Genomic DNA, 14,654 nt, shown 5'->3' on the forward strand with positions numbered 1-14,654 from the left:
ACAGGAGCAACCCCATGGCGCGTATGACAGCGGCCCAGGCGGCGGTGGAAATCCTCAAGCGCGAGGGCACCACCCACGTCTTCGGTCTCCCCGGAGCGGCGATCAACCCCTTCTACGCCGCGATGCGCGGCGACGGCGGCCTCACCCACGTCCTGGCCCGGCACGTCGAGGGCGCCTCGCACATGGCCGAGGGCTACACCCGGGCCAGGGCCGGGAACATCGGGGTCTGCGTGGGCACCAGCGGCCCCGCGGGCACCGACATGATCACCGGTCTGTACTCGGCGAGCGCCGATTCGATCCCGATCCTGTGCATCACCGGCCAGGCGGCGGTGGCCAAGCTGCACAAGGAGGACTTCCAGGCGGTCGACATCGCCTCGATCGCGGCGCCGCTGACCAAGATGGCGATGACCGTGCTGGAGCCCGCCCAGGTGCCGGGCGCGTTCCAGCAGGCGTTCCACCTCATGCGGTCCGGCCGCCCCGGGCCGGTCCTGATCGACCTGCCCATCGACGTCCAGATGGCCGAGATCGAGTTCGACCCGGACACCTACGAGCCGCTGCCGATCCACAAACCGGCCGCCACCCGGGCGCAGATCGACAAGGCGATCGGGCTGCTCCAGGCCGCCGAGCGGCCGCTGCTGGTGGCGGGCGGCGGCATCATCAACGCCGACGCGGCCGATCTGCTGGTGGAGTTCGCCGAGCTGACCGGGGTGCCCGTGGTGCCCACGCTGATGGGCTGGGGCTCCATCCCCGACGACCATCCGCTGATGGCGGGCATGGTCGGTCTCCAGACCTCCCACCGCTACGGCAACGCCACCCTGCTGGAGTCGGACTTCGTCCTCGGCGTCGGCAACCGCTGGGCCAACCGCCACACCGGCGGCGTCGACACGTACACCAAGGACCGCACCTTCGTCCACGTCGACATCGAGCCCACCCAGATCGGCCGGGTGTTCGCGCCCGACTACGGCATCGTCTCCGACGCCGGGGCCGCCCTGCGGCTGTTCGTCGAGGCCGCCCGGGAACTCAAGGCCGCGGGCACCCTCAAGGACCGCGCCGACTGGGCCGACAGCTGCCGCCGCCGCAAGGGCTCGATGCTGCGCAAGACCCACTTCGACCAGGTGCCGGTCAAACCGCAGCGGGTCTACGAGGAGATGAACCGGGCGTTCGGGCCGGACACCCGCTATGTCTCCACGATCGGCCTCTCCCAGATCCAGGCCGCCCAGATGCTGCACGTCTACCGCCCCCGGCACTGGATCAACGCCGGGCAGGCCGGGCCGCTGGGCTGGACCGTCCCGGCCGCGCTGGGCGTGGCGACGGCCGACCCGGAGGCCACCGTCGTCGCCCTCTCCGGCGACTACGACTTCCAGTTCATGATCGAAGAACTCGCGGTCGGGGCCCAGTTCCAGATCCCCTACCTCCATGTCGTCGTCAACAACGCCTATCTGGGGCTGATCCGCCAGGCCCAGCGCGGTTTCGACATGGACTACTGCGTCCAGCTCTCCTTCGACAACATCAACGCCCCCGAGGTCGGCGGCTACGGCGTCGACCACGTGAAGGTCGCCGAAGGGCTCGGTTGCAAGGCCATCCGGGTCTTCGAACCCGACCGCATCGCGCCCGCCCTGGAAGAGGCCAGGAAGCTCATGGCCGAACACCGGGTGCCGGTCATCGTCGAGGTCATCCTGGAGCGCGTCACCAACGTGTCCATGGGCACCGAACTCGACAACGTCAACGAGTTCGAGGAGCTGGCCACCAGCCCCGAACACGCCCCCACGGCGGTCCGCACCGCCATCGGATGACACCCCGGGCGGCCCCGCCCGGCACCCTCACACTCCTCCCGGCGGCGTGATCCACGCGGTCGAAGCCGCGCCGCCGGGAGGCTTCAGGCAACGGCTCCCGAGCCGAGGAGAGACATGACGGACTTCACCCTGCTGCCCGACCTCGCCGCCCGCGCGCTCGGCGGCGGCGTCATCGCGGCCAACGACGAGTTCTTCGCCGAGAAGGAGAACCTGCTCCGCCCCGCGGCACCGGTCTTCCAGCCCCACACCTTCGGCCACAAGGGCCAGATCATGGACGGCTGGGAGACCCGGCGACGCCGCCCCGAGTTCGAGGACGGGGACCACGACTGGGCCATCGTCCGCCTCGGCACCCCCGGCGTGATCCACGGCGTCGTCGTCGACACGGCCCACTTCACCGGCAACTACCCCGAACACTGCTCTCTCGAGGCGTGCGCGGTCGAAGGCCATCCCACGCCCGAGGAGATCGCGGACGCCGCGTGGGTGAGCATCGTCCCCAAGAGCGCCCTGGGCGGTGACAGCGAGCACCGCTTCGCCGTGGACGTGGAACAGCGCTTCACCCATGTCCGGCTGAACATCCACCCGGACGGAGGGGTGGCGCGGCTGCGCGTCCACGGACAGGTGGTGCCGGATCCGCGCTTCCTTAACCCCGCCGCCTTCGACCTGGCGGCCGTGGAGAACGGCGGCGAGGTCATCGACGCCAGCAACCGGTTCTACTCCCCGCCCAACAACGTCCTCGCCCCCGGGCTGCCCCGGGTCATGGGCGACGGCTGGGAGACCCGCAGGCGCCGCGACGACGGCAACGACTGGATCGTGGCGCAGCTCGCCACCCGCGGCCGTATCACCCACGCGACCATCGACACCTCGTACTTCATCGGCAACTCCCCCGGCTCGGCCCGGCTGCGCGGCATCGACGCCACCGCCGGGGACCTGGACGCCGCCGGCGCGTGGTTCGATCTGCTGCCGCGCACCCGGTTGCAGCGGGACACCCCGCACCGCTTCCGGATCACCACCACCCAGCCGGTCACCCACGTCCGGCTGGACATCCACCCCGACGGCGGGCTGGCCCGCCTCCGGCTCTTCGGCGCGCCCACCCCGGACGGCCTGGCCGCGCTCGGGCTGCGCTGGTTCGACGCGCTGCCCACGGACCAGGCGACGGCCGTCCTCACCGCCGAGTGCGGCGCCCCGGCGGACCGGGCGCGGGAGTTCGCGGCCGCGCGGCCCTTCGCCGACGAGGCCGGGCTGCGGAAGGCCCTGGAGGGGGCCGACCCGCTCTTCGCCGCCCGGGTACGGAGCCTCCTGGGCGTGAACCCGGCCTGAGCCGGGGCGGGTTCACCAGGTCACGGGCAGTTCGTAGACGCCGTAGACCGAACCGTCGTGCTTGAAGGGGATCTTCTCCAGATCGGTGGCCAGCCGGAGGGTGGGGATGCGGCGGTAGAGCGTGCTGTAGACGACCTGCAGCTCCATCCGGGCCAGCGGCTGGCCCAGGCACTGGTGCACCCCGAAGCCGAACGCCACATGGCGGCGGGCGTCGCGCTCGATGTCCAGCCGGTCGGGGTCGGGGAAGACCTCGGGGTCGCGGTTGGCGATGTCGTTGGCCAGGATGATCCCCTCCCCGGCCCGGATCACCTGGCCCGCGACCTCGATGTCGTCCAGCGCCACCCGGCGCCGCCCGCTGTGCGTGATGTTGAGGTAGCGCAGCAGCTCCTCCACCGCCGAGGCGATGAGCTTCGGATCGTCCGACTCCCGCAGCAGGGCGAGCTGTCCGGGATTCTCCAGCAGGGCGAGGGTGCCCAGCGCGATCATGTTCGCGGTGGTCTCGTGGCCCGCGAGCAGGAGCAGTACGCCCGTCTGGGCCGCCTGCTCGCGGGTCAGCTCACCCGCCGTGACCCGTCCGGCCAGCCCGGACAGCAGATCGTCCACGGGTTGGGCGATCTTCTCGCCCATCAGGCCGTCCAGGTAGCCGAGCAGCGCCGCGTGGGCGGCCGACCGCTTTTCGGGCGTCACCTCACGGTTGATGAGGACGTTGCTGTTCTCCTGGAAGAAGTCGTGGTCGTCGTACGGCACCCCCAGCAGCTCGCAGATCACCAGCGAGGGCACCGGCAGGGCGAACGCCCGTACCAGGTCGGTCGGAGCGGGCCCGGCCAGCAGCTCGTCGATCAGCCCGTCCACGATCTTCTGCACGGCCGGACGCATCGCCGCCACCCGCTTGATGGCGAACGGCGCCGTGACCATCCGCCGGAGCCGGGCGTGTTCGGGGTCGTCCATCAGGATGAAGCTGAAGCCCGTACCGCCCGGGGGCAGCGGGGCCGAGCTGGGATAGCCGGGCCGGGCGGCGTCGGCGCTGACCCGCGCGTCGCCCAGCAGGGCCCGCTGCTCGGCGTGCCGGGTCACCAGCCACGGCGTGCTGCCGTCCCACAGCCGGACTCTCGCGAGCGGCCCCTCCTCCGTCGCCTCCCGCAGCGCGGGAGGCGGGTCGAACGGGCAGCCCGCCGCCCTGGCCATCGGAAACTCCGCAAGCGTCATGCCTGTCCCTTCCTCTGCTGTGTCACAGCCTTCCCGGTCCGGTACATTAAGTCAACCAGCTGATTTAAATTTGTCCCAGACGGAGGCTCCGCCATGTCCGACGCCCTGCCCAGACCCGCCGCCGGAGCCTCCGGACCGCCGCGGGCGAACACCGTCGTGGCGGTCCTGGCCTTCGCCGGGATCGTGGTCTCGCTGATGCAGACCCTGGTGATCCCGCTGATCCCCAAGCTCCCCAGCCTGCTGAACGCCTCGGCCTCGGACGCCACCTGGGCGGTGACCGCCACCCTGCTCGCGGCCGCCGTCGCGACACCGGTGATCGGGCGGCTGGGAGACATGTACGGCAAGCGCCGCATGCTCCTGATCAGCCTGGGCCTGCTGGTGGCGGGGTCGGTCGTCGGTGCCCTCAGCGACTCCCTGGCCCCGATGGTCGTCGGACGCGCCCTGCAGGGCCTGGCGGCCGGGGTCATACCGCTCGGCATCAGCATCATGCGCGACGAACTGCCCGCCGAACGGCTCGGCGCGGCCACCGCCCTGATGAGCGCCTCGCTCGGGGTCGGCGGCGCCCTGGGCCTGCCCGCCGCCGCACTGCTGGCCGAACGCGCCGACTGGCATGTGCTGTTCTGGACCGCCGCCGGATTCGGCGTCCTCGCCACCGTGCTCGTCGCCAGGCTCGTCCCGGAATCCGCGGTGCGCAGCGGCGGACGGTTCGACGTGGCGGGGGCGGCGGGTCTGTCGGTCGCGCTGGTCTGCCTGCTGCTGGCGATTTCCAAGGGGGCCGCCTGGGGCTGGTCCAGCGGGCTCACCCTCGGTCTTTTCCTCGCCTCGGCCCTCACGCTGGCGCTGTGGGGCCGGTGGGAACTGCGGTCCGCGCGGCCGCTGGTGGACCTGCGCACCACCGCGCGGCGTCAGGTGCTGCTCACCAACCTCGCCTCCGCGGTGTTCGGCTTCTCCATGTTCGCGATGTCCCTGCTGATGCCGCAGCTGCTCCAGATGCCGAAGGCCACGGGTTTCGGTCTCGGGGAGACGATGCTGACCGTCGGCCTCGTCATGGCGCCGTCGGGTCTGGTGATGATGGCCATGGCGCCGCTGTCGGCCCGTATCTCCAAGAACCAGGGCCCCAAGGTGACGCTGATGATCGGCGCCGTCGTGGTCTCCTCGGGTTACGCCCTCAACATCGTGCTGATGTCGGCCATCTGGCACCTCGTCCTGGTGTCCTGTGTCATCGGCGCCGGTATCGGGCTCGCCTACGGCTCCATGCCCGCGCTCGTCATGGCGGCCGTGCCGGTGACGGAGACGGCCGCGGCCAACAGCCTCAACACCCTGATGCGGTCCATCGGCACCTCGATCTCCAGCGCGGTGGCGGGCGTCGTCCTGGCCGAGATGACCACCACGCTCGGCCCCGTCACCCTCCCCGCCCAGGACGGCTTCCGGGTGGTCATGGCCATCGGTGCCGGAGCGGCCCTGCTCGCCTTCGTCCTCGCCGCCTTCCTGCCCCGGCAGCGCCCTGCCGCACCCGTGGCGGCGGCGCCCGCGACGGCCACGCATGGGGCCACGCGCGCCGGGTAGACGGATCCGCGACCAGCCCCCTGTCCAGCAGTCTCATCACCCGAGGAGAGCCCCCATGCTGATGGCCCACCCCGCCGTGTTGCGCAATCTCGTCGAGCAGTACGAGACCCTGCAGGCCCTGCACGCCGACGTGGGCAGCCCGAAGGTGCGGCAGCGCATGGACGACGTCGCGTACACGCTGTGCGTCTCCACCGGGACCCGGGATGTGGACACCGCCCTGATCGCCGCCCGGCACCAGCTCCCCGGCGCCCGCGTCCAGGACGATTCCGTGCTGAGCATGTGACGCCACGTACGTGACGTGATGCCCCGGGGCGCGATGCGGTACGTCCCGGGGCCGCGTATCGCTAGCGGCCGACGTCGTCCTCGGCGAGGACACGGGACATGGTGCGTTCCGCCAGGGCCGTGATCGTCACAAAGGGATTGACGCCGATGGAGCCCGGGACGAGGGCTCCGTCGGTCACATAGAGCCGCTGGTAACCGGCCACCCGGCCGTAGGTGTCCGTGGCGCGGCCCAGGACGCAGCCACCCAGCGGGTGGTAGCAGAAGTCACCGGCGAAGGCGCGGGTGTCGCCGAAGAGGTCGTAGCGGTAGATGGTGGCGTTGGCCGCGTTGACCCGGTCGAAGAGGGATTTCGCGGCGGCGATACCCGGGGCACTCTGGGTGGCACTCCAGTTCAGTACGGCGGCGTCCTTGGCGGCGTCGTAGGTGAACGTGCCGCGCTGCGGGTTCTTGGTGATGGCCAGGTAGAGGCTGGCCCAGGTCTCGGTTCCGGCGGGCAGCGGGGCGATCTCGGCGAAGACCGGGTTGGCCGCGTTGGACCAGTCGTCGATGGCCGTCACCGGGATCGTGGACTGATGGGCCCCGGTGGGGTTCCAGATGTGGTTGGCGCGGCCCAGCATGACGTTGCCGTTGCCGCCCCAGCCCCGGCCGACCTCCGCGTTCAGCGCGGGCAGCGCGCCGGTCTCGCGGGCGCGCAGCAGGAGTTCGGTCGTCCCGAGGCTCCCCGCGCCGAGGAAGAGCGAGCGGCAGGCGATCTCGTCCGTCGCGGTGACGGCGCCGGTGGTGTCGATGCGGTCGACGGTGACGACGTACGTACCGTCGGCGGCCCGCCGCACCGCCCGGGCGCGGCTGAGGGTGTGGATGGTGACGTTCCCGGTGCCGAGCGCCGCCGCCAGATAGGTCTTGTCGAGGCTGCGCTTGCCGTGGTTGTTGCCGTAGATGACCTCCTGGCCGAGCGCGGACTTGGTGGCGGTCCCGGCGGCCTCGCGCCGCATGTAGTCGAAGTCGTAGACGCTGGGCACGAAGACGGTCTTCAGCCCCGCCGCGCTCGCCTGGGCGCGGGCGACCCGGGCGTACTGGTACCACTCCGTGGTCTCGAACCAGTCGGAGGGGATGGCGGCGGTGCCGAGCATGCGGTTGGCGCGCGGGAAGTACGTGCCGTACATGGCGTCCGCGTCGACGCCCGGCAGCACCTCCTGGAAGTACGCGCGGGGCGGGGTGACCGCGATACCGCCGTTGACCAGCGATCCGCCGCCGACCCCGCGGCCGACGTAGACGGACATGTTCGGGTGCCGGACGCGGTCCAGGACCCCGGGGTAGGGGGTGATGTCCTTGTTGATGACGTCCAGCCACAGGAACGTGGACAGCGGCGCCTCGGTCCTGCGCTTGAACCACATGGAGCGGTGGTCGGGGGCGGTCATCGAGCAGAACACCGAACCGCCTGACCCTGGCGCCTCCCAGAGTCGGCCCATCTCGATGACCAGGGTGCGGATGCCCGCCTCGCCCAGCCGGAGCGCGGCGACCGCCGCGCCGTAGCCGGATCCGATGACGAGGGCGGGGGCGTAGTCGGCGCTCCGGGCGGCGGCCGCCGGGGTGAGGCCGATTCTGGTGAGACCGAGGGCGGCGGCCGTCTGGAGGGCCGCCAGCCCCAGAAAGTGACGACGTGTCAGTTTTCCTTCCATGGCCGCATCATGGGCGGAGTCGGCCACTCCGCCCATCCTGCGCGCACATGGTCTTTTGACGCTACGTCAGATTTTTCGCGGGTGCTTCCTCGGCCGACTCGGGCGCCTCGGGTGTGCACTTCCGCCGGACCTCGCGCACCACGGCGACACCGAGCACCACCGCCGCGGCGAGCAGCGACAGAATCATCTGCTCACGGCCGGTCGGATCGGTGAACATGTAGCCGACCACGAAGACGATCATGCCGATGGTGACCCAGGTCAGATACGGGTATGCCCACATCTTCACCGTCAGCCGCTCCGGCGACTCGCGCTCCAGGATCCTGCGCATCCGCAGCTGGGAGAAACAGATCACCAGCCATACGAAGAGCGCCACCGCGCCGGAGGAGTTCAGCAGGAACTGGAACACGGTGTCGGGGTAGGCGTAGTTGAAGAACACCGCCACGAAGCCGAAGACGACCGAGGCGAGGATCGCCGTGGCCGGGACACCACGCCCGGTGGTGCGGCTGAAGCTCTTCGGCGCGTCCCCGCGACCGCCGAGCGAGAACGCCATCCGGGAGGCCGTGTACAGGCCGGAGTTGAGACAGGAGAGCACGGCGGTCAGCACGATCACGTCCATCAGCTGACCGGCGTGGGCGATACCGATGTGGTCCAGCACGGCCACGTACGGGCTCTTCTTCACCTCGGGGGAATCCCAGGGCAGCAGCGTCACCACGATGGCGATCGAACCGAGGTAGAAGACCGCGATCCGCCAGATCACACTGTTGGTGGCGCGGGCGACCGCCTTGCGCGGATTGGTGGACTCCGCCGCCGCGAGGGTGACGATCTCGCTGCCCATGAAGGAGAACACGACCATCAGCACCCCGGTGAGCACGGCACCGGGACCATTGGGCAGGAAGCCGCCATGGCCGGTCAGATTCGCGGCACCGATCGCACCGTCGGAGCCCCCCGGCAGCAGGCCGAACACCGCCAGCCCGCCGACCACGATGAACACGGCGATCGCGACCACCTTGATGCCCGCGAACCAGAACTCGAACTCCCCGTAGGAACCCACGGAGAACAGGTTCGTCGCGGTCAGCACCACCATCACGATGAGCGCCCACGCCCACTGCGGCACCGCGGGCACCCATCCGGTGAGGATGGCGGCCCCGGCCGTGGCCTCCACCGCCAGCACCACGACCCAGAAGAACCAGTACAGCCAGCCGATCGTGAACCCCGCCCAGCGGCCGAGCGCCCGGTCCGCGTACGACGAGAACGAACCGGAGACCGGATCGGCGGCGGCCATCTCGCCGAGCATCCGCATCACCAGCACGACGAGGGTGCCGACCAGGGCGTACGACAGCAGAATGCCGGGCCCGGCCGCGGCGATCCCCGCCCCGGAGCCGACGAACAGCCCGGCCCCGATCACCCCGCCGATGGCGATCATCGACAGATGGCGGTTCTTCAGCCCGGCCTGCAGACCGGAGCCGGAACCGGAACCGGAACCGCCGGGCGGGGCCGCACCCGGCGGCGAGTCGGCGCCGGGGGCGCGGGCGTCCGTAGTGATCGGCTTATGGGCGCTCATGATCGTTCCTCGTCTCTCATGACGGCGGGATCGGCAGCACGAAAAGCGGCCCTGAGCAGGACCGAAGCCTTGGTGGAGGCGGATGTGGGGTGGGTTGCGGTTCAGTGAAACCTAGGTGTCCGACCACACCCCGACCATCGACAGGTGTCACGCATCGAGGCCCCCGGTTTCATACACATGTAATAACATGAGCCGCTTGGCACACTATTTATCCCGGCGGTCACCACGGCCCAGGTGCTCGGAGAGGACGGTGGCCAGCTCGACGCTGTGCAGATAGCTGTAGCCCTGGGTGCGGACGGTGTCCAGGCCCAGCCCCTCGCACTGGATGTTGACCGAGACGCCCTCGAACCGCTCGGCCAGGTCGCGCGGAGTGGCCAGCGGATCGTCGGTGCCCACGAGGTTCACCCAGCGCCGTACGCCCGGGGGGCGCTGGCCCCGGCCGTCGACGGGCGCGGGTTCCAGCCGGTTGAAGACCAGGTCGAGGCCGAACGGCGCGCCCAGGGTCACCAGCAGGTCCACCGAGAGGTCGGGCCGTTCGCACAGCGCCTCGTAGGCGACCACGCAGCCCAGGGAGTGGGCGATGACGACGTCCGGCCGCCGTGCGGCGATGGCCTCGGCGACGATGTGCCGCGCCTGGGCCCGCTGCGCGGGGTCGTGCAGATAGACGTACAGCTCCCTGCCCATGCCGGGCAGCAGGGCGTTCGGCATGCCCACGGCCCGTACGAGGGCGTCCGCGAGGCGGCGCAGCCGTCCCCGGCCGTTGCCGTTGCCGCCATTACCGCTGTCGCCGTTGCCGTTGTCGGTCTTCCCGCCCGCGGTGCGCAAGGCGCCGCCGTAGTACGCGACGCGCACGTCGAAGGGCGCCGAGGGCCCGGTGTGGCCGACCCGCTCCGCGCCGTCGCGCAGGGCCAGGAGCCATTGGTGCGACAGCTCCGTGGGGTTGTGCTGACCATGGCCGAAGCCATGGACACCCAGCACCCGGGGGGCGGGGGTGAACGGCTGACCGGCGGGGGTGCGGTCGTCCAGATGCCAGGCCCGGGGAGCGCCCTTCTCGTTCACCGCGACCGCCAGGGGGCGCCCGTCGGCGGTCATGGTGGCGGTGAACGCCTCGATGGGGCCCAGGTCCTCGGGTGTGCGGTTTTCGGGGTGCGTCGGACCGTTCAGCGGCCACACGGTGCAGCGCTGCCGGGAGCTGCGGACCAGCGCCTGGTCGCCTCCCCAGTCGACGAACCGCAGCTGCGGAAGGGGCTGGCCCTCCGATCCCTCCATGACCGACAGCGCCCCCAACACTTCACCCGCGACGACGGGGGTAAGCATCAGCACGGAGCTGCCGGATCCCATGAAACAGAGCGCCGGTCCGGACGGCCCGGCCGTGGCGGCCATTGCCGTGACCGGGCCCGCGCAGAACCCCATCGCAACCGGCTTCGACCACAGCCGCCGGGGCGTCGGCTCGCACGCGGGGTCGAGGCCCTGCGCCTCCAGGATCTGTGCCGCGACGGATGAGGCCGCCAGGCGGTACAGCGTCCGGTCCCGGCCGTCGGTGAGGGAGTCCAGCAGTCCGCGTACGGGCGCCAGGGCCTCCCGTACCTCGTAGAGCGAGGGCGGCCCGCAGCGCCGCTGGATCTCGGTGTCCGTCAGCGCGTCGTTCCCGGCCGCCGCCAGCGTGGTGAGCACCGGCACGGTCCAGGGGTTACGGGCGTCGGCCAGCAGCAGGGCCACGACGTCGGCGCTGGTGCGGGGCACGCCGGAACCCACCCAGCGCGCGTCCTCGGGGTCCTCCAGCGGTTCGCCGCGCGAGGCGATGAATCCGGCGTAGGCGCGGGCGATGAGGACCTGCTCGGCGACCGGGCTCCGCTCGACGAGCGCCCTGGCGGCGGCCTCGCCGAACGCCTCGCGCAGGGGGGCGGCGGAGGCGGCGCGGTAGGCGGGGGCGGTGGCCAGCACGCGGTCGCACATCTCGCGCAGGGTGCGGTGCTGGAGTTCCGGGGAGGGGGTGAGGGTGATGCGGGTGTGCTGTTCGCTGCCCATCAGGGTGAACATCGCGCGGCCCGATCGGGTGGCGACCACCAGTCGGCAGGCCGCGGAGTCGAGGAGCGGGCGCAGCAGTCCGGCCACGACGGCCTCCGGGTCCCGCGCCTCGTCCAGGGCGTCGACCACGACGACGGGCGGGACCGTGAGCTGCTGGAGCCATGCGACCAGCTGGTCGGGCGTGCCCGGCACCGGGGCGCCGGGCATGGTGATCTCCCGTGCGACGGCCCACGCCAGCTCGGCGGCGTCGCGTCCGGCCGCGGAGACCGCCACCGGCGTGGGGCGGCCGGGCAAGCGCCGCATCCGGGTGGCCAGCGCGGCCAGCAGGGTCGTCTTGCCGCTCCAGGGCTCCCCGGTGACCAGGGCGAGCCCGCCCCCGGACCGGTTGTCGATCCAGTGGGTGAGCTGCCGCAGGGCCGGTGTCTCGGGTGGTTCCGCCGGGCCCTGGTCGAGGAGGGGCAGCAGGGACGGGCGGTAGCGGGGGTTGGGCAGGAAGTCGTCGTTGTCCCGCTGCGACAGCACGACGCTGTTCGAGGTGCGGCCGTCGGTGAGTTCGTGGGCGAGGTCCAGCACGTCCCCGAAGGAGATGAACTGCTCGTAGCGGGCGCGCCTGCCGCGACCGGCCGCGAAGTGGCGCAGTGACTCGGCGAGCGCGAGGGTGAGGTCCCAGGCGGGGGCCCGCTCGGGCGGCCCGGAGATGAGGACGGCGTCGAAGCCGAAGACCGGGACGAGGGCGTTCCGTACGGCCGGGCAGTCGTCCGCGATCATCAGGCGCCGCCCCCGCGTCTGATCGGTGGGCAGCGATCTGAACAGCGTCCCGCTTTCCGCCGACTGGCCCGCCACATGGACGATCAGGGCGTCCGCGTCGGTGAGTCCGGCCGAGGTCTCCTCGACCGTACGCCGGAACTCCCGTGCCGTGACGTCCATGGCGAGCCGGGTGCGGCAGCCGAACTCCTCGAAGGCCTCGGCGAGACCGCGGCAGGCGGGCTCCAGCGAGGGGTCCGCGGCGGCGCCGAAGCCGAAGCTGAGCACGTGGCGCCGCCCCGGTGGCCGGGCCGCGCCGGCCGGTGCCTCGCCGCCGCCGACGACCACCTCGGCGGACTCCAGGACCCGGCCGCGCACGACGCCTTCGGCGTCCCCGGTGAGCAGATGGGACCGGCCGCCTTCGGTCAGCAGCGCCAGCGCGCTCACCCGCTCGGCCACCGGGACGGTGGGCAGGAAGGAGGCGCCGCTGTCGAGGTCCAGCAGGTTGATCCCGCCCGGGCCGAGGACCGCCACGACCTGCTGGCCCATGAGTTCATGGCAGGCCAGCACGGGCGGCCGGATCTGGGTGATGTCCCCCCGGAAGAGGCATTCCCAGACGTTCGGGCCCCCCTCGGGCGCCTGGTCCACGGCGGCGCCGAGGTCGGTGGCGGTCAGCGCGCCGTCGGCGGACAGCGTCACGGCGAGGCTGCGGCCGGAGGCCGTGGTGGCGCAGGCGAGGGCGGTGATGCCGAACGCGCCCCGGTGGGTGACCAGACGGCCGTGGCCGGTGGCCAGGTCCCAGATCCACAGCTCGCCGCCGGAGGTCGTCACGGCCACGTCCCGGCCGCCCACCCGGGCGCACTCCACGAAGACCGGCCCGTCGGCCGCTCCCCCGCTCCCGGCCGGGTGGCCGCCGATCAGCGCCGCGTGGATCCGCGCGGCGTACGGGGCGAGTTCGCCGCCAAGACCGCCCAGCACCGACGCGGCCACGGTGGCGAACGCGCGGCCACCGGCCAGTTCGAGCGGGCCTCTCGGGTCGGCGGCCAGCACCCGGAAGTCGAGGGAGCCGCCGAAGGGCACGGCGAGCGCCTCGGGGGCCTGGATGAGGGTGGTGAGCACCTGGTAGGCGTCGGTGCGGGTGAGGCCGGGGGCCAGTTCGTCGCGTACGCCGTCGCGGAACGCGTACACCACCTGGTCCGGGTCCTCCCCCCGGCGGCGGGCGGCGGTGCGCACCAGCAGGTCGGAGAGGAACACCTCGGCGAGGTGGGCGGGTCCGGTGGCGGGCAGCAGATGCTGCTGGAGCCAGCGCATCAGCGGCAGGGTGAGCGGGGCGGCGGACAGCAGGTACGCCAGGTTCAGCGCCTCGGGGGTGGCCCAGGTGCGGAACTCCTCGACCCGTTCCGGGGCCGCGGTGTCGTCCGGCAGGCGGTGCGCGGCGTCGGCGGCCGCCTCGGGGCGTCCGTACCAGGGCTCCCGGCCGAGGTCGACGGCCGAGCCGGGCCGCCAGGTGGTGCGGCTGCCGGACAGCGCCTGGGCCCAGGGGCGTAACCATTCGGGGTCCAGGGTGACCAGCGGCGCGAGGTCGGCGGCCGCTCCGGCGTGGACGGCGGCGGGGCCCTCGGGCCGTACGGTCAGCCGGGCGGGGCCGGTGGCGCGCAGCTCGGCGCGGACCGGGGGCAGCCAGGTGCGGTGCCACAGGTCGGGCGGCAGCATCTGGACGACGGCCAGGGGCGACCGGCGCGCCCACTCCCGTACGGTCGCGGTCATGTCGGGGGTGCCCCACAGGTCGCCGACCCCGTCGGTGAGGACGAGGATCAGCCGACGCCCGGAGGGGTCGTGCAGCTCGGCGGGGTTACGGCCCTCCGCCGCCTGGTCGGCGCCGTCCTCACCGGCGGTGCCGTAGCGCAGGACGAGGGCGGGGTCGTCGGCGTCGAACCGCCACAGGCGTACGTCCCGGAAGGCGCCGTGTCCCTCGACGAGTTCGCGGAAGTCGTCCACGGTACGGCGCCATACGGACATCGACACGCTGTCGTCCACCACCAGGGCCAGCTCCAGCCAGCGTTCGCAGGCGTGGCACAGGGCGGGGACCGGGCGGCGGGCGCGGGCGGAGCGGTCGGCGGTCAGCGGCTCGTCCAGGATGCGCCGCCCGGGCGCCCGGACCCGCCGCTTGAGCGGGCGCAGCGCGCGGGCCAGCTCCAGCCGCCGGGGCAGCGCGGGCGGGCGGCGCACCGGGAGGGCCTTGGCCCGGGTGCCGGGTTCGCCGCGTCCGCCGCGCCCGCCGGGGGTGCTGCCGCCGTCCCCGGAGCCGTCCGTCGCTGCGGCGTCGGGGGTGTGGAGCGGGGTGGGCGGGTCCGGGGGCGGCGGGGGCGGTTCCGGCGCGGCGGCGAAGTCGACCTCCTCCGGCTTGATCCGGGCGTCGTCCAGGGCGAGCCGCATGCAGCGGGCCACGCTGTCCTGGTTGGGGGCGACGGGGTGGTC

8 protein-coding genes are annotated in these 14,654 nt (G+C 72.4%); 4 read left to right on the top strand and 4 right to left on the bottom strand.

Annotation, left to right across the window (positions count from 1 at the left end):
- Window positions 1-14 precede the first annotated feature (14 nt).
- Both gcl and alc read left to right on the top strand, forming a co-directional pair.
- Entirely contained in the window at window positions 15-1,793 is a 1,779-nt protein-coding gene (gene gcl / locus ACWC5C_RS11000) for a glyoxylate carboligase (RefSeq protein WP_450875123.1), read from the top strand.
- Between the two features lie 114 nt (window positions 1,794-1,907).
- Entirely contained in the window at window positions 1,908-3,110 is a 1,203-nt protein-coding gene (alc, locus tag ACWC5C_RS11005; protein WP_450875124.1) for an allantoicase, read from the top strand.
- Window positions 3,111-3,122: 12 nt separating this feature from the next.
- Here the strand turns inward: alc and ACWC5C_RS11010 are convergent, their stop codons facing one another.
- Window positions 3,123-4,316 carry a cytochrome P450 gene (locus ACWC5C_RS11010; protein WP_450875125.1) on the bottom strand — a complete coding sequence of 398 codons (1,194 nt, stop codon included), beginning with the start codon at window positions 4,314-4,316 and terminating at the stop codon, window positions 3,123-3,125.
- A 93-nt stretch (window positions 4,317-4,409) separates the two neighbouring features.
- On the opposite strand from ACWC5C_RS11010, the gene ACWC5C_RS11015 reads away from it, so the two are divergent.
- Both ACWC5C_RS11015 and ACWC5C_RS11020 read left to right on the top strand, forming a co-directional pair.
- Entirely contained in the window at window positions 4,410-5,882 is a 1,473-nt protein-coding gene (locus ACWC5C_RS11015; protein ID WP_450875126.1) for an MFS transporter, read from the top strand.
- Window positions 5,883-5,937: 55 nt separating this feature from the next.
- Entirely contained in the window at window positions 5,938-6,165 is a 228-nt protein-coding gene (locus ACWC5C_RS11020) for a DUF5133 domain-containing protein (RefSeq protein ID WP_450875127.1), read from the top strand.
- A gap of 61 nt (window positions 6,166-6,226) precedes the next feature.
- Here ACWC5C_RS11020 and ACWC5C_RS11025 read toward each other — a convergent pair whose 3' ends face one another.
- From ACWC5C_RS11025 to ACWC5C_RS11035, 3 genes are all read right to left on the bottom strand, one after another.
- Complete coding sequence (locus ACWC5C_RS11025; protein ID WP_450875128.1) at window positions 6,227-7,843, bottom strand: GMC oxidoreductase; 1,617 nt, start codon at window positions 7,841-7,843, stop codon at window positions 6,227-6,229.
- A gap of 61 nt (window positions 7,844-7,904) precedes the next feature.
- Window positions 7,905-9,404 carry an amino acid permease gene (locus tag ACWC5C_RS11030; RefSeq protein WP_450875129.1) on the bottom strand — a complete coding sequence of 500 codons (1,500 nt, stop codon included), beginning with the start codon at window positions 9,402-9,404 and terminating at the stop codon, window positions 7,905-7,907.
- A 204-nt stretch (window positions 9,405-9,608) separates the two neighbouring features.
- Window positions 9,609-14,624, bottom strand: a complete 5,016-nt coding sequence (locus ACWC5C_RS11035) for an SAV_2336 N-terminal domain-related protein (RefSeq protein ID WP_450875130.1) — start codon at window positions 14,622-14,624, stop codon at window positions 9,609-9,611.
- Window positions 14,625-14,654 lie beyond the last annotated feature (30 nt).

The organism is Streptomyces sp. NPDC001700 (genome assembly GCF_053596435.1).